The organism is Mycobacterium sp. NPDC049093, from assembly GCF_040704635.1.
Classification (GTDB): Bacteria; Actinomycetota; Actinomycetes; order Mycobacteriales; family Mycobacteriaceae; genus Mycobacterium.
Genome location: NZ_JBEZJS010000003.1, coordinates 634,115 through 648,682, shown reverse-complemented (window position 1 = coordinate 648,682; position 14,568 = coordinate 634,115). Strand labels below are relative to the sequence as shown.

The 14,568-nt window shown below is 67.2% G+C and carries 12 protein-coding genes; 5 read left to right on the top strand and 7 right to left on the bottom strand.

What is annotated here, in order from left to right:
• Window positions 1-72: 72 nt before the first annotated feature.
• A complete protein-coding gene (locus tag AB0876_RS13555; protein WP_526042198.1) occupies window positions 73-1,509 on the top strand; it encodes a wax ester/triacylglycerol synthase family O-acyltransferase in 1,437 nt (478 codons plus the stop codon).
• Here the strand turns inward: AB0876_RS13555 and AB0876_RS13550 are convergent.
• Complete coding sequence (locus tag AB0876_RS13550) at window positions 1,459-2,460, bottom strand: acyl-CoA dehydrogenase family protein (protein ID WP_526042197.1); 1,002 nt, start codon at window positions 2,458-2,460, stop codon at window positions 1,459-1,461. The genes AB0876_RS13555 and AB0876_RS13550 overlap by 51 nt on opposite strands.
• A gap of 74 nt (window positions 2,461-2,534) precedes the next feature.
• On the opposite strand from AB0876_RS13550, the gene AB0876_RS13545 reads away from it, so the two are divergent.
• Window positions 2,535-3,632, top strand: coding sequence for an acyl-CoA dehydrogenase family protein (locus tag AB0876_RS13545; protein ID WP_526042196.1), 1,098 nt, complete (start codon window positions 2,535-2,537; stop codon window positions 3,630-3,632).
• An 8-nt stretch (window positions 3,633-3,640) separates the two neighbouring features.
• On the opposite strand, the gene AB0876_RS13540 is transcribed toward AB0876_RS13545, so the two are convergent.
• Window positions 3,641-4,531, bottom strand: a complete 891-nt coding sequence (locus tag AB0876_RS13540; protein ID WP_526042195.1) for an IclR family transcriptional regulator — start codon at window positions 4,529-4,531, stop codon at window positions 3,641-3,643.
• 127 nt (window positions 4,532-4,658) lie between these two features.
• Here AB0876_RS13540 and AB0876_RS13535 point away from each other — a divergent pair, with 127 nt between their 5' ends.
• A complete protein-coding gene (locus AB0876_RS13535) occupies window positions 4,659-5,741 on the top strand; it encodes an acyl-CoA dehydrogenase family protein (RefSeq protein WP_526042194.1) in 1,083 nt (360 codons plus the stop codon).
• Between the two features lie 70 nt (window positions 5,742-5,811).
• Here the strand turns inward: AB0876_RS13535 and AB0876_RS13530 are convergent, their stop codons facing one another.
• Both AB0876_RS13530 and AB0876_RS13525 read right to left on the bottom strand, forming a co-directional pair.
• A complete protein-coding gene (locus AB0876_RS13530; RefSeq protein WP_491838856.1) occupies window positions 5,812-6,603 on the bottom strand; it encodes an SDR family NAD(P)-dependent oxidoreductase in 792 nt (263 codons plus the stop codon).
• Window positions 6,604-6,608: 5 nt separating this feature from the next.
• Window positions 6,609-7,385, bottom strand: a complete 777-nt coding sequence (locus tag AB0876_RS13525; RefSeq protein WP_526042193.1) for an SDR family oxidoreductase — start codon at window positions 7,383-7,385, stop codon at window positions 6,609-6,611.
• A 266-nt stretch (window positions 7,386-7,651) separates the two neighbouring features.
• On the opposite strand from AB0876_RS13525, the gene AB0876_RS13520 reads away from it, so the two are divergent.
• Window positions 7,652-9,247: a flavin-containing monooxygenase gene (locus AB0876_RS13520; protein WP_526042192.1), complete on the top strand. Its 1,596-nt coding sequence runs from the start codon at window positions 7,652-7,654 to the stop codon at window positions 9,245-9,247.
• A gap of 16 nt (window positions 9,248-9,263) precedes the next feature.
• Here the strand turns inward: AB0876_RS13520 and lipP1 are convergent, their stop codons facing one another.
• Window positions 9,264-10,193 carry a LipP1 family hormone-sensitive lipase gene (gene lipP1, locus AB0876_RS13515; protein WP_526042191.1) on the bottom strand — a complete coding sequence of 310 codons (930 nt, stop codon included), beginning with the start codon at window positions 10,191-10,193 and terminating at the stop codon, window positions 9,264-9,266.
• A 367-nt stretch (window positions 10,194-10,560) separates the two neighbouring features.
• Between lipP1 and AB0876_RS13510 the strand changes: the two genes are divergently transcribed.
• Window positions 10,561-11,919 carry a histidine phosphatase family protein gene (locus tag AB0876_RS13510; protein WP_526042190.1) on the top strand — a complete coding sequence of 453 codons (1,359 nt, stop codon included), beginning with the start codon at window positions 10,561-10,563 and terminating at the stop codon, window positions 11,917-11,919.
• A gap of 89 nt (window positions 11,920-12,008) precedes the next feature.
• Here the strand turns inward: AB0876_RS13510 and AB0876_RS13505 are convergent, their stop codons facing one another.
• Both AB0876_RS13505 and ppgK read right to left on the bottom strand, forming a co-directional pair.
• Entirely contained in the window at window positions 12,009-13,454 is a 1,446-nt protein-coding gene (locus tag AB0876_RS13505) for an RNA polymerase sigma factor (protein WP_491838861.1), read from the bottom strand.
• A 205-nt stretch (window positions 13,455-13,659) separates the two neighbouring features.
• Complete coding sequence (gene ppgK / locus AB0876_RS13500; RefSeq protein ID WP_491838862.1) at window positions 13,660-14,481, bottom strand: polyphosphate--glucose phosphotransferase; 822 nt, start codon at window positions 14,479-14,481, stop codon at window positions 13,660-13,662.
• Window positions 14,482-14,568 lie beyond the last annotated feature (87 nt).

The following is a 14,568-nucleotide window of genomic DNA, read 5'->3' as shown; positions in this document are numbered from 1 at the left end:
GGACACACGATTGGTGAAGAGTGATGGCAGCCACAGGAGAGCCGTATCGGCGGCGGACAAGCGAGGTTGAGAATGCGGCGTTTGAAGGGCGAGGACAACAGCTTTCTGGCATGGGAGAGCTCGGTCCAACCGCAACACACGATGAAGGCCGTCGTTCTGGATCCCGACCAGGTTTCTGAACCGCTCACGTTCGACCGGATCAAGAGCGCCGTGCAGGGCTGGGTCGATCAGGTCGAACCGATGCAGTGGCAGTTGCTGTCCCCACGGGTGGGCTTCGGCCGGCCGTGGTGGGTGTCGCGTCCGGAGATCGATATCGAACACCACGTCCAGCGGACCACGGCTCCCGCGCCCGGTGGTGACGAGGAGCTCGCCGCGACCATCGGCGAGATCTTCGAGGTGGCCCTGGACCGCGACCGGCCGGCCTGGCAGCTCTGGTACGTCGAAGGCCTCAAGGACGGCCGCATCGCCCTGGTACTCAAGATCCACCATGCCGTCGCCGACGGCACCGCCTCGCTACGTCTGCTCGAAACGCTGTACAGCGCCGACCCGGCGACCCCGCTACCGCAGCCGGGGCGGACCGCACTGCGCAACGAGCAGCGGCCCGCACCATGGGTCTGGTGGCCGCTGGTGCTGCGTCACCAGATCGCCGCGCTGGCCCGTTTCCCCAGCATCATCGCCCGCACCGTGGCCGTCACCGGGGTGATCCACCGCCGGCAGAAGGCCGGAAAGCCGGGCTACGCAGAGGCTTTCGCCGCACCGGCGATGCCGTTCAACGAACCGTTCTCGGCCAGCCGTCGATTCGCCTACCGACGGTGCGACGTCACCGAGATCAAGCGGGTGTCCAAGGCATTCGGCGTCACCATCAACGATGTGTTCCTGACCATCTGCGGTGGCGCCCTGCGCGACTACCTGGCCGAGACCGGACAGGCCAGTGACGAGAGCATGACCGCCGTGGTGCCCGTGTCGATGCGGCCGGCCGAAACCGAGGCCGAATGGGGCAACAAGGTGGCGCGTTGGAACGTCGACCTCGCCACCCACATCGCCGACCCGGTGGAGCGCCTGGCGGCGGTCGCATCGGCCACCCGGGCAGCGCGCGAGGTGCAGGCCGAGCGGGACGCCTGGCTGCAGCATGACTGGATGGAGTATTGGCCGCTGTTCTGGCTGTACTCGCGTGTGCTGCCGATCCTCGGGGCCAAGATGAAGCGCCGTCCGATGTTCAGCCTGATCGCATCCAACATGCGCGGTCCGCAGGAAACGTTGTACTGGGGCGGTGCGCCGATCGAGCAGCTGATCTCGTCGGGGCCGATCGTGTTCCCGATGGGCCTGAACTTCACCGGCTGGAGCTACCGCGACGAGATGGCGATCTGCGTGCTCACCTGTGGCGATCAGGTGTCGGATCCGTACGGGATCGCCGACCGGGTGCCGCAGGTTCTGGCCGAGTTGGCGGCGCGCGCCGGTTCAGTCGACGGCGGGCATCGAGCGCCGGATCGTCAGGCGGTATCCGGCTAGGACGTCGAACCACAGCCGGGTCACCGGGTCCGTTACATCGAGTGCGTGGCGGTTGCCGCTGCTCAACAGTTCGTCGGCGGCATTGCGCGCGCGGGTGACGGCCTGGCGCAGCGCCGAGGCCGCGCTGTCGGCATCGGCACTCAGTGCTGTGGACAGTTGCAGCCGAGCGGCGTCGATGTCGGATTCCGCCGTCGCCACCAGTACCGCCGAGGCCGTCAGTTCGGTGGTGTCCTCGCTGCCGTACGAGGTGCCCAGCCGCCGGCGGACCTGACCGACGTGCGCCTGCCACACCCCGGAGGCGGCGCCGACGACGGCTGCCGCCTGCCCGGCTGCGGCAAGAAGGGGGTAGGGAGGTCGATCATCGTCGAATTCGCCTCTGTCCCAGGCCTTGTCGTCAGACAGGGCGAACAGAGAGTTGCTGTCGAGGACCACGTCCGACACTGTGACATCGCCGATTCCGGCCGCGTCCAGACCACGCGGGCCGCCGTCGCCGTCCACCTGGACCGCGCTGCGGGGGACAAGGGCGTACCGGACCGTCTCGCCGTCGAGGGCGCCCAGCAGCAGCCAGTCCGCGACGTGGGCGCCGGTCACCGATTCCCAGCGACCGGTGAGCCGAAACTGGCCGTCGCCGGCGGCCAACCGTCCCACCGGATCCGCATCAGCGGTCACCAATGCACGGGCGTCGGCGCCCCACACCCGTTCGGCGGCAGGGTCGCCCAGCCCGGCCACCGCGTAGGCGGCGGCGTTGACGGCCGCCGCGAGCCATCCCGTCGACCCGTCGCGCTCGGCGAGGTCGGCCACCGCGGTGAGGAACTCGGCCGGCGGCACTGCCCGCCCGCCGTATCGCACCGGCTGCATCAACCGGCCGGATCCCGAATCACGCACGACGGCAATCGATTCAGCGGCCGAGCGGCTGGGCTCGACGTCGGGCGCACCGGGCGGCTCGGCCATATGACCTCCTGGGAAGGGCGACGAATGGTATTCACGATGGTGACACACCGGACGGGCAGGACAGGGCGGCAACGATGACGCAGAATGTGCGCGGCGCAGTACGCCAGGCACTGCCGGCGATCGCCGCGGCCGCGGCCGATGTCGACCGTACCGGTGCCGTCGATCCCTCGGTGATCACCGGCCTGCACGATGCCGGCTTCTTTGCGATGCTGCGGCCCAAGGCGTTCGGCGGGACCGAGGCCGACCCGGCGGAGTACCTGGCGGTCACCCGTGAGCTGTCAGCGGCGTGTACCTCCACGGGATGGCTGGCCGGTGGGTTGGGCGTCAACACCTGGCATCTCTCGTTGTTCGATCACCGGGCCCAGCGCGACGTGTGGGGCCCGGATCCACGGACCCTGCTCTGTGAGTCGTATGCGCCTACCGGTCGGCTCGAACGCGTCGGGGACGAATTCCGGTTGTCGGGCCGGTGGAGCCGGTGCACCGGAATCCTGCACGCGTCGTGGCTGATGGCCGCCGCGGTGCTGGTCGGTGAGGACGGTGCGGCCCAGGACTTCCTGGTGGCGCTGGTGCCGCGTCAGGACTACGTCGTGGAATCGACGTGGAACAGCGTGGGATTGCGCGGTATCGGTGCCCACGACGTCGTCGTCTCGGGTGCGGTCGTGCCGCGGTACCGCACGTTCGGCTGGGTCAGCAGCGACCAGCTCAGCTCGCTGGCTCCGCTGTACCGGTTGCCGCAGCCCACCATGTACACCCACACGGGTACGGTTCCACTGCTGGGCGCGGCCGAGAACGTGTTGTCCGCACTGCGGCCCGGGCGGGGTTCGCCGGTTGATCCGGTGGCCATGGCGTGCAGCGATCTCGACCTGTCGAACCGGCAGATCGAACGCAACCTCGGCGATCTCATGGACTGCGCGCGCGGCGATCTGGCGCCCGGCAACGACCTGGTGCTGCGATCGCGGCGGGACCAGGTACTGGCCTCCCGGCGCGCTGTCGCGGCGATCCGAACGTTCATGGCGCGCTCGCATGGTGATGCTATCGGGGACTCGCTGGTGGAACGGGTGTGGCGCGATGTCCAGACCGCGCAGACCCACGTTGCCAGCAACGTGGAGCAGGTGCTCTCGCTCGTCGGCCGACACTCGTTCGGCATGGAGGTCGACGAGATCGTCTGGTAGCCGGCCGGTCAGACCCAGGCGTCGGAGGTGAGTGTCCGCAGCACGCGCGACAGCATGTTGTCGGTGGCCTGCGCCTGCGACGTGGCCATCGAGGTGGAATCGCGCGCACCTGTTTGCTGGGAGCCGAGTTGCTGGGAGATGTGCCGGGCCGCCCTGATCACGAACGGGGCCGTGCGCTGCAGGCGATGCAATGGAACCGCGCCCGTCAACGACAGTCCTGCCACTTCGCCGTCGGCCGAGCGCAGTGGCGCCGCCACGCTGGTCAGACCGATCGCCAGCTCCTCGTTGTCGTAGGCGAGCCCGTGGCGCGACCGGATCCGCGCGAGTTCGCGGTGCAGCGTCTCCAGATCGCTGATGGTGGACCGGGTGGACCGGGCCAGGCGCGGCCCCAGGACGGCATCGACCTCCTCGGCGGGAAGCTCGGCCAGCATGGTCTTGCCCAAGGCGCTGGCGTGCGCGGGCGTGTGGCCCGCGACGCGGGTGGGCACCACCGCGCTGTTGCGTCCGGCCACCTTGTCGAGGTAGATGACATCACCGCCGAAGAGCACGCCGAGGTGGACCACGAGACCGGTGTCGGCATGGAGTCGGGACAGGGTCGGTGACGCCACGCTGCGTAGCTGTGAGTGGTCGATCATCCGGGTCACCGGCAGCGGGGAGGCCGCCAGCGAATAGCCGTCCGGGCGGTGTTGCAGGAGGCCGGCGCTGTGCAGCTGTTTGAGGATGCGATGTACCGAGGACCGGGGCAGCCCCGTGCGCGTGGCGATCTGATCCAGCCGTAGATGTTTGCCGGGTTCATCGAAGGAGTTGAGGATCAGGGCGACGCGATCCACCATCGAAACGGCCGCCTCACCGGATTCGGCGCGTGGCCGAGCCGTCGCGTTTCTGGTGGATGCCGGCACTGCGCCCCCTAGGACGTCGATCACTGAGTCCCCCACAATCTCACTCAGCGAGATCCCGGCGCAAGCGTAAAGGAGCGGTACCTCACCATGGTGGGCAACATGCGATACGCGCGACAAGGAGTTTTCGATGCGTGGTGTTGAAATGACCAGGGACGTTCTGGACGGCATCCACGAGAATGCCGATCTGATACTGGCACTCGGGCCCGTCAACGAGAAGCTCGGCCGGCTCGACGGTCGGGCCGTCGAGGCGCTGCGTGAGTCGGGCGTGATGCACATGCTGCAGCCCGAGGAGTTCGGCGGCATCGAAACGCACCCAGGTGACTTCGCCGAGGCGGTGCTCGAGATCGCCCGGCTGGACGGGGCGGCGGGCTGGGTTGCCGGTTCGGTCGGCGTGCCGCCGTGGGCGTTGGCCTCGGCCGGCCGGCGGCTGCGCGACGAGGTGTGGGAGGCCGACTCCGATGTCTGGATCGCCTCGGCTCATACACCGGCCGGCGTGCTCCTGCCCGTCGACGGGGGCTACCGGCTCTCGGGCGAGTGGCGATCGGTCGCGGCCATCGACCATTGCGAGTGGGTTGTCGTCGGCGCCCGGGTCGTCGGCACCGGCGACGCCGAGGGCCTGGGGTATTCGCTTGTGCCGCGGGAAGATCTGCGGATCGACGACGAATCCTGGAATGCCATCGGACTGATCGGCACCGGAAGTAAGAACATCACGATCGACGACGTGTTCATCCCCGGACATCGGCTGCTGAACCACAACCGCATCGTCGACGGCACCGCGCCGGGACATGCCGGCCTGCGCAACCCGATCTACCACATCCCGCTCAGCACCATCGCGCCGCTGGGAATCACGGCCGCGGTGATCGGCATGGCCGAGGGCGCACTGAGTCACCATGTCGAGGTGACCGGTGCCGACGGACCGGTCGAAGAACATGCGGCCGCCGAGATCCGGGCGTCGCGGCTGGTGCTGCTCGACACGCTCACCGCGTCCTTCAACCGGGTGCTGGACGGCCCGATCGACACCGGGATGCGAGCCCGCGCACGCCGCGATCAGATCGCCGCGGCTCGCCGGGCAGTGCGGGCGCTCGATGAGATCGTCTGTCACTCGAACGTCGACGCCCTGCGCCGGGGCAACCCGGTGCAGCGGTTGTGGCGGGATGCCCACGTAGGCCTGGCAACCGTGGTCACCGAGTCAAAGATGGTGTCGCTCTGACCTGGCGGCACGGCGAAAAATGATGGGCGGCACCAAGATCGGTGCCGCCCACCATTTTCGTCGCTCGGGATCAGGCGTGGGTGCCGCCGTCGATGCGGATCTCGGTGCCGCTGATGAACGCGCCGTCGTCGGACACCAGCATGGCGATCACCCCGGCGACCGCGGACGGATCGCCCATGCCGGCACCACCAGAGGCCAGAGTGGTCGGCATGATCGGCGACAGTTTCGCGAACAGCGACCAGTCGCTGTCAGCCGGAACGAGTCCCGGTGTGGCATCGGTGATTCCAGACTTGATGCTGCCCGGTGCCACACTGACTGCCCGCAGGCCCTGCTTGCCGTACTCCAGCGCGAGCGCATGGGTCATCGCCTGGATGCCGCCCTTGCTGGCCGCGTAGGCCGCCATATAGGGGTGGGCGAATGCTGCCGAGGTGGAACTGAAGTTCACGATGACGCTCTGCGGGTTCTCCAGCAGCGCAGGCAGCGCCTCGCGGATCACCAGGAACGTCCCGGTGAGGTTGACACCGATAATCTGATTCCAGGCCGCCAGCGTCATCTCGTGGGTGTGCACCGCGCGCAGCATCCCGGCGGCGTTGACGACCGAGTCGAGTCCGCCCAGCGCCTCGACCGCGGTGCGCACGCCGTCGACCACCGACGCCTCGTCACCGATGTCCATCGTCAGCACCGTGAACTGGTCAGCGGTGCCGGCCTGCTGTGCGCTCTGCCGGGTGGCGTCCAGGCCGTCGGCGGAGATGTCCGCGCCCACCACCGCGGCACCCTCGTCGAGCAGCCGCAGCGCGGTGGCCTGCCCGATTCCCGATCCCGCGCCGGTCACCAGGATCCGGCGTCCCTCAAGTCGTTTCATGATCGTCACTGTCCCATCACGTATTTCACGGTCGGTCCGGCCGTCCAGCCGCCGTCGACGGCGATCTCTGCACCGGTGACGTAGCTGGAGGCGCTGGACAACAGATAGCAGACGGCACCGGAGATCTCATCGGCCTCGCCCACGCGGCCCATCGGCGTGTTGGGGTAGTTGCCCTCGCCCGGGGTGATGCCAACCTGGGCGGTCATCGGCGTATATGTCATGCCGGGATGCACCGAGTTCACCCGGATCCGGTCGGTGCCGAGTTCCACCGCGGCGATCTTGCTCAGGCCGCGCACGCCCCATTTCGAGGCGCCGTAGCCGGCCGTCAGCGCCAGGCCCATCAGGCCTGCGGCCGAGGAGATGTTGACGATGGAGCCGCCACCGGCGGCGCGCATCGGGGCGATGACGGCCTGCAGGCCGTTGAACACTCCGACCAGGTTCACCTCGAGCACGGTGCGGAAATGGTCGAGCGGTTCATGTTCGATGAACTGGCCGGTCGAGATGCCGGCATTGTTGACCAGGCCGTTCAGTTTGCCGAACTCAGACAGGGCGAGCTCCACCGCGGACTGCCACTGCCCGGCATCGGTCACGTCGAGGTGGATGTAGCGCGCGTTGCCGCCCAGATCTGCGGCCAGAGCGGCACCGTCGTCGTCGAGTACGTCGGAAATCACCACCTTGCCCCCGCGCGTGACGATCTGTCGGGCGAAGGACGCTCCGAGGCCGCGCGCACCACCGGTGACGATCGCTACGACATCTGACAAGCTATCCGAATCTGCTTGCATCCCAACAACTTCCTTTCAGGTTGAAACCGAGCTGGATCCAGCGTTGATGCAGCCACACCGCGGCCGCAGGGTGAACGCCACGATAACCGCGGTGGTGGTCGTCCGGGCGTGAGTCTCACCCAGCGGGAGTCGTACCGGTGAGTGAGACACCTGCTGTCCAGCGCACCCGGTCGTTCGTAACGTGACGCAGGCGAACAGTGAAGCGAAAGGCAACGATTGTGACAGTGCAGTCAGCTCCGTCGGATACCGCTGTAACACCTGCTGCAGTGGATGTCGTCGTGGTCGGAGCCGGTTTCGCCGGGCTGTACGCGCTGCATCGCTTTCGGCAGCAAGGCCTTTCGGTCCGCGTGTTCGAGGCCGCCGACGGCGTGGGCGGAGTCTGGTACTGGAACCGCTATCCGGGCGCCCGGTGCGACGTCGAAAGCGTCGACTACTCCTACTCGTTCGACAAGGATCTCGAACAGGAGTGGAACTGGACCGAGAAGTACGCCACCCAACCGGAGATCCTGGCCTACCTCAACCATGTGGCCGACCGGTTCGACCTGCGGCGCGACATCTCGTTCGGGACCAGGGTGACCGACATGGTGCTCGACGAGAAGGCGTTGCGCTGGCAGGTCCGCACCGACCGCGGCGACGTGGTTTCCGCGCGCTTCTGCATCCTGGCGGTCGGACCGCTGTCCAACGCGAACATTCCCGCGATCGAGGGTCTCGAATCGTTCGCGGGCGAGGTCTATCACACCGCACACTGGCCGCACGAAGGCGTTGATTTCACCGGCAAGCGGGTCGGTGTGATCGGTACCGGATCCTCCGGTATCCAGGCGATTCCGTACCTCGCCCGGCAAGCCGAGCAGCTCATCGTCTTTCAGCGCACCCCGAACTACAGCGTGCCGGCCGGCAACATTCCGCTCGACGATGAGACGCGGGCCGCGCAGAAGGCCGGATACGCCGAACGTCGCAGGCTCTCGATGCTCAGCGGCGGCGGTTCACCGCACCAGCCCCATCCCAAGTCCGCCCTGGACGTCTCTGCCGAGGAACTGCAGCAGACTTACGAGCGGCGCTGGGAGCTGGGCGGAGTGTTGTTCTCCAAGGCCTTCCCGGACCAGTTGGTCACCATCGAGGCCAACGACACCGCACGACTGTTCTGGGAGCAGAAGGTCCGCGCCGTGATCGACGACCCGGCGGTGGCCGACGTGTTGATTCCGAAGGATCATCCGATCGGTGCGAAGCGAATCTGCACCGACGACAACTACTTCCAGACCTTCAACCGGGACAATGTCTCGTTGGTGAATCTGCGGGCGACGCCGATCGAGCGGATCGACCCGTCGGGTATCGATACCACCGATGCGCATTACCACGTGGATGCGTTGGTGCTGGCCACCGGATTCGACGCGATGACCGGATCGGTCCAGAAACTGAACGTGGTCGGCCGGGGCGGGCGCACCCTCAACGAGGCGTGGGCCGAGGGGCCCGCGACCTACCTGGGCCTGGGTGTGCCGGGCTTCCCGAACGTCTTCAACATCGCTGGTCCGGGCGCGCCCTCGGTGCTGGCCAACATGGTGCTGCATTCGGAGCTGCACCTGAACTGGGTGGCCGATGCGATCGCCTACCTCGACGCCCACGGAGCTCCGGCGATCGAGGCCCGTGAAGACGCCGCCGCCGAGTGGGTGGCCGAATGCACCCGACGTGCCGCAGGAACCCTCATGCCGCAGGCGAATTCGTGGTACCTCGGGGCGAACATACCCGGCAAACCGCGGGTGTTCATGCCGTTCGTCGGCGGTTTCGGCGTGTACGGCGAGATCATCGCCGATGTCGCTGCCGCCGGGTACAAGGGCTTTGACATCCACCAGGATCTGACCGGATAGGGGCCGCTGCGGAGGCTCAGGAGTCCAGCACGGCGCGGATATCCGCGCACACCTGCTGTGCGGCCTGGCCGGCCAACGTCAGTGACGGCATGGTCATGAACCCGTGGATGGCGCCGGCATAGTTGCGGTACACAACCGGAACCCCGTGGGCGGCAAGCACTGCCGCGTAGTCTTCGCCTTCGGAGTGCAACGGGTCGAAGCCCGCGGTGACGACCACGGCAGGCGGCAGTCCGCGCAGGTCCGCGTGCAGTGGCGCGGCCTGTGGATGGGCTCGGTCCCCGGTGTCGGGAACGTACTGATCCCAGTACCACGCCATGGCGGCCCGGGTGTTGTAGAAACCGGTGGCGAATCTCCGGTACGACTCGGTGTCGAAGTCCGCTGCGATGACCGGATACAGCAGTGCCTGACAAGCGATCTCCGGCACGCCGCGCTCACGGGCAAGAATTGTGGTCACGGCGGCGAGATTGCCGCCGGCACTGTCGCCCGCGACGACGAGCTTCGCCGCGTCACCGCCGAGTTCGGTGCCCCGGCGCGCGACCCAGCACAGCGCGGCGTACACGTCCTCGGCCGCTGCCGGCCACCGCGCCTCGGGCGCCAAGCGGTAGTTGACAGACACCACCACCGCACCGATGCCATTGGCCAGTGATCGGCACAGGTCGTCGTGGGTGTCGAGGTCGCAGAACACGAACCCGCCGCCGTGCGCGAACACCACCATCGGTGCCGGGACGCCGGATGGCACTGCCGGCCAATAGATCCGGACGGGAATGTCGCCCGCGGGTCCCGGAAACGTCCGATCCTCGATCGCCCCGATCGGGCGGGGCTGCGGCGGCGGTCGGTACCGGGACCGCACGGCGGCCCTGGCCTCGGTTCCGCCCATCGTCTCGACAGCCGGGAAACCGGTATTCAGCGCGGGCAGTAGCGCTGCGATCTCCGGATCGACCTTCATATCCGCCTCCTGTGCTTCACAACATCACATCGGCCCTGTCTCCGACTGCGGTGTACCGCGCAGTGAGACATGGGGAATCCGGTTCCCGCTGTACCGCTGAGCGGGACTGCTGCGCCCGGACGCGCGGTGAGTGCGCACGATCACATGGCCCGGCGCAGTGAGGCGGTCGACACCCGGAAATCGGTTGCCGCTCGTCGAAATCCTCAGTCGGGGAGTCGTATTCGCCGGGGCAGATCCGAGCTGTCACCACGACGTGCTCGACCACCTGATAGATGGAGGGGAAATGGTCCGACCAAGCAGGTTCGACAACGGCACCGCACCCGCTGTGCGTCGTCGTTCGAGAACGACATGGAGAGGCCTGGGCATCATGCTGATAGCCTTCGGCTTTTTCGTGATGTCCGTGCTGCCCGCATGGGCTGCCGAGAACATGCGGGTCACCTTCGTGCGTCACGGTCAGTCCGCAGGCAACACGTCGGGCAACATCGACACCTCGACGCCGGGGCCTTCGCTCACCCCGCTGGGCCGTGAGCAGGCTCAGGCGGTGGCCGACAGGCTGGGGGACAACAACTACGACGCGATCTACGCGTCGCAGATGATCCGCACCCAGCAGACCGCCGAACCGATGTCGGCGTATCTGGGCCTGCCGATCCAGGTGCTGCCCGGCCTGCAGGAGATCGAGGCCGGCGACTACGAGGGCACACCCGAGAGCGGTGCGCTGGACGGTTACCTCAAGGCGCCGATCGCGTGGGCGTTCGCCGGTCAGCTCGGCGCCCGAATCCCGGGTTCGATCGACGGCAACGAGTTCGACGCGCGCGTCGACGGCGCGTTGAAGACCATGTACGACAAGGGTGACCGCAACGTCGTCGTGTTCTCGCACGGCGGCACCATCATGTTCTGGACCATGATGAACGCCAAGAACCTCACCTTGGCGGAGAAGGGCATGCTGCTGAGCCAGCATGCGCTGGGCAACACCGACTACGTCGTCATCGAGGGAAACCCCGAGGACGGCTGGACCGTCGTGGACTGGAACGGCCAGCGGTTCAGTCCCGAGGCGACACTGGGGCATGAGGTCGGGCTGCAGATGCGGACGCTGACCCGCCAGCTCGATGCCGCCATGAAACAGGTGACGGACGCCTTCGCCACCGGTGACGTGATCAAGGTGGCGACGGCGATCAACCGCAGTATGGCCGATGCCTCGTTCTCGGTGGCCAAGTTCAACCGGGCGATCAATGCCGAGGTCATCAAGCGGGTCGACAAGGCCATCGGCAAGGTGAGCGCCCCGGATCCGGAGCCGGTATCCGAGCTCACCGACAAGGTGTCCGATCCGGTCAAGGGTGCTGTCCCGACCACCGGTTCGGCCACGGACATGCTGAAGTCGCTCAACGCGGAGGTGTCCGACCCGAAGGAAGCGCAGGCATCGGCCGGGTCCGATCACAGCAGTGTGGAGGAGAAGGTGACGGCCTCGCTGCGAGGTAAGGGTGCAACGGATCTGTCGCGCGGCAACCTCGTCAGGCCCGGGAAGGCCTTCGCGGATACCAGGCGGGCCGGCGAGCAGGCTCGCGCCGGCGTTTCCGATATCGCCGGTCAGCTGAGGTCGACGGTGAAGTCCTCGGTCACCGGCATCAAGGACGTTGCGAAGAAGGTGTCCGAGAGTGCCGGCGCGGCAAGCACTTCGCGTGGCGGCGCCGCGTCCGGAAAGGCTTCCTCCGATTCGGACGGCAAGTAAGAAAGATTCGGACGGCAAGTAAGAAACCGGCCCCCTCCGTCGAACGGAGGGGGCCGGTCTCGTTGTCTGTCGGCTTCCCGACCCGGAACCTAGTCCAGGTAGTCGCGCAGCACCTGCGAGCGGCTGGGGTGGCGCAGCTTGCTCATGGTCTTGGACTCGATCTGGCGGATGCGCTCACGCGTGACGCCGTAGACCTGGCCGATCTCGTCGAGCGTGCGAGGCTGACCGTCGGTGAGGCCGAACCGCAGCCGGACCACGCCCGCCTCGCGCTCGGACAGCGTCTCCAGCACCGACTGGAGCTGATCCTGCAGCAACGTGAACGACACGGCGTCGACGGCCACGACGGCCTCGGAGTCCTCGATGAAGTCACCGAGCTGGCTGTCACCCTCGTCGCCGATGGTCTGGTCCAGCGAGATGGGTTCACGCGCGTACTGCTGGATCTCCAGCACCTTCTCCGGCGTGATGTCCATTTCCTTGGCCAGCTCTTCGGGCGTGGGCTCGCGACCCAGGTCCTGCAGCAGCTCGCGCTGGATACGGCCGAGCTTGTTGATCACCTCGACCATGTGCACCGGGATACGGATGGTGCGGGCCTGGTCGGCCATGGCGCGGGTGATGGCCTGACGGATCCACCAGGTGGCGTACGTCGAGAACTTGTAACCCTTGGTGTAGTCGAACTTCTCGACCGCGCGGATCAGACCGAGGTTGCCTTCCTGGATCAGGTCCAGGAACGCCATGCCGCGGCCCGTGTAGCGCTTGGCCAGCGACACCACCAGACGCAGGTTGGCTTCCAGCAGATGGTTTTTCGCGCGATCGCCGTCGCGGCAGATCCACTGGTAGTCGCGTCGCACCTGAGTGGTGAGCTTCTCGCCCTTCTCGACGAACTCAGCCATCTTCTGGGTGGCGAACAGCCCGGCCTCGATGCGCTTGGCGAGTTCGACCTCTTCCTCGGCGTTGAGCAGCGCGACCTTGCCGATCTGCTTGAGGTAGGCGCGGACGGAGTCGGCCGAGGCCGTCAGCTCGGCGTCTTTGCGTGCCTGCCGCAGTGCCTCGGACTCTTCCTCGTCCCAGACGAAGTCGCCGGAGGCCTTGTCCTTCTCGGACGGCTCGGGATGCTCCTCGTCGGACTTGGCCGCCTTGCCCGCGGCCGGTGCGGCTGCCTTGGCGTCCTTGCCTTCCTCGGCCTCGTCCTCGTCGTCCTCGTCGTCGCCCGACTCCTCGACGTCGTCGTCACTGCCGAGATCGTCGTCGAGCTCGAGGTCGGTGTCCTCGACGTCGAGATCCTCGCCTGGACCTGCCTCCAGGTCGTCGGTGGTCTCCAGATCGTCGTTGACGTCCTCGGGCTTGCTCGCCGTGGCCTTGGCGGCCTTCTTGGCGGGCGCCTTCTTGGCGGGAGCGCGCTTGGTGGCGGTGCCGCCCTCGGCCTTGGCTGCAGTGCTCTTGGCTGCCCGCTTGGCCGGGGCCTTCTTGGCGGGAGTCTTGGTAGCGGTGCGCTTCACCGGCTCGTCGGTCGCCGGGCTTGCTTTTGTCGCTGCCACGTACACCCTTTCGGTCTCGCGAAATTCTCGGTGGGTATGGGCATAGTCCACCGAAAGCGTCTGCTATCGAATGTTGGCGTTCTTATCGGCTGGGATATTCACCGCTATTCGGTAGGCGGCCGCCGAGGACCATTGTAACGACAGTGTGGGAGTTCACCGTGCCGAGCGGCAAATTTCGACACGTGACCGACCCAACCCGGCAAAGTTACCGATTGGTAGCTTGCGGGTCGGTGGCCCCCGGTACCTGACTGGCCATGGCCGCCCCCACGATGCCTGCGGTGTTGAGCAGCGCCGCAGGCACGATCGGGGTGCGGATCTTCAGCAGGGGGAGCCACTTGTCCGACTTGCGGCTGATGCCGCCGCCGGCGATGAACAGGTCCGGCCAGATCGCGTTCTCGATCGTCACCAGAACCTTGTTCACCTCTTCGCTCCAGCGCGCGTAACTCCAATCCTTGCGCTCCTTGACCGACGAGGCGGCGCGGTGCTCGGCTTCCTTGCCGTCGACCTGCAGGTGGCCAAACTCGGTGTTGGGCAACAACACCCCGTTGTGGATCACCGCCGAGCCGATGCCGGTGCCGAAGGTCAACAGCACCACGACACCGGAGTTGTCCTTGCCCGCCCCGTAGTGTTCCTCGGCCAGGCCCGCGGCGTCGGCGTCGTTGAGTACGCGCACCGGCAGTCCGCCGAGAGCGGTGCTGATCACCTCGGAGGCGTTGACGCCGATCCAACCCTTGTCGACATTGGCCGCGGTGCGCACGATGCCTTCGGTGACCACCCCTGGGTAGGTGACGCCCACCTTGCCGGTCCAGCCGAACTCGGCCACCACCGCAGCCACTGTCTTCGCCACCGATTCCGGGGTGGACGGCTGCGGCGTGTCGAGCTTGAACCGCTCGCCGACGAGTTGTCCGGTGTCGAGGTCGACGATGCCGCCCTTGATCCCGCTGCCGCCGACGTCGACGCCGAATCCGCGGCGTTGAGGCGCTTCGGAGGAAACCGGATCTGGCGCGGGCGCGTCGGGTGCGGTCATGGGTGCTCCTTTGAGGGACAGGCGGTGAGGATGCTGTCGGACAGGGGTAGGGACAAACCAAGCGCGCCCCCACCCTAGTTGCTCGCC

What these genes read in the sequence shown, in the direction of transcription:
- AB0876_RS13555 (WP_526042198.1), top strand. Translation starts at nt 73, where the DNA reads ATGCGGCGTTTGAAGGGCGAGGACAACAGCTTTCTGGCATGGGAGAGC.
- AB0876_RS13550 (WP_526042197.1), bottom strand. Translation starts at nt 2,460, where the DNA reads ATGGCCGAGCCGCCCGGTGCGCCCGACGTCGAGCCCAGCCGCTCGGCC.
- ppgK (WP_491838862.1), bottom strand. Translation starts at nt 14,481, where the DNA reads ATGACCGCACCCGACGCGCCCGCGCCAGATCCGGTTTCCTCCGAAGCG.
- lipP1 (WP_526042191.1), bottom strand. Translation starts at nt 10,193, where the DNA reads ATGAAGGTCGATCCGGAGATCGCAGCGCTACTGCCCGCGCTGAATACC.
- AB0876_RS13545 (WP_526042196.1), top strand. Translation starts at nt 2,535, where the DNA reads ATGACGCAGAATGTGCGCGGCGCAGTACGCCAGGCACTGCCGGCGATC.
- AB0876_RS13535 (WP_526042194.1), top strand. Translation starts at nt 4,659, where the DNA reads ATGCGTGGTGTTGAAATGACCAGGGACGTTCTGGACGGCATCCACGAG.
- AB0876_RS13530 (WP_491838856.1), bottom strand. Translation starts at nt 6,603, where the DNA reads ATGAAACGACTTGAGGGACGCCGGATCCTGGTGACCGGCGCGGGATCG.
- AB0876_RS13510 (WP_526042190.1), top strand. Translation starts at nt 10,561, where the DNA reads ATGCTGATAGCCTTCGGCTTTTTCGTGATGTCCGTGCTGCCCGCATGG.
- AB0876_RS13525 (WP_526042193.1), bottom strand. Translation starts at nt 7,385, where the DNA reads ATGCAAGCAGATTCGGATAGCTTGTCAGATGTCGTAGCGATCGTCACC.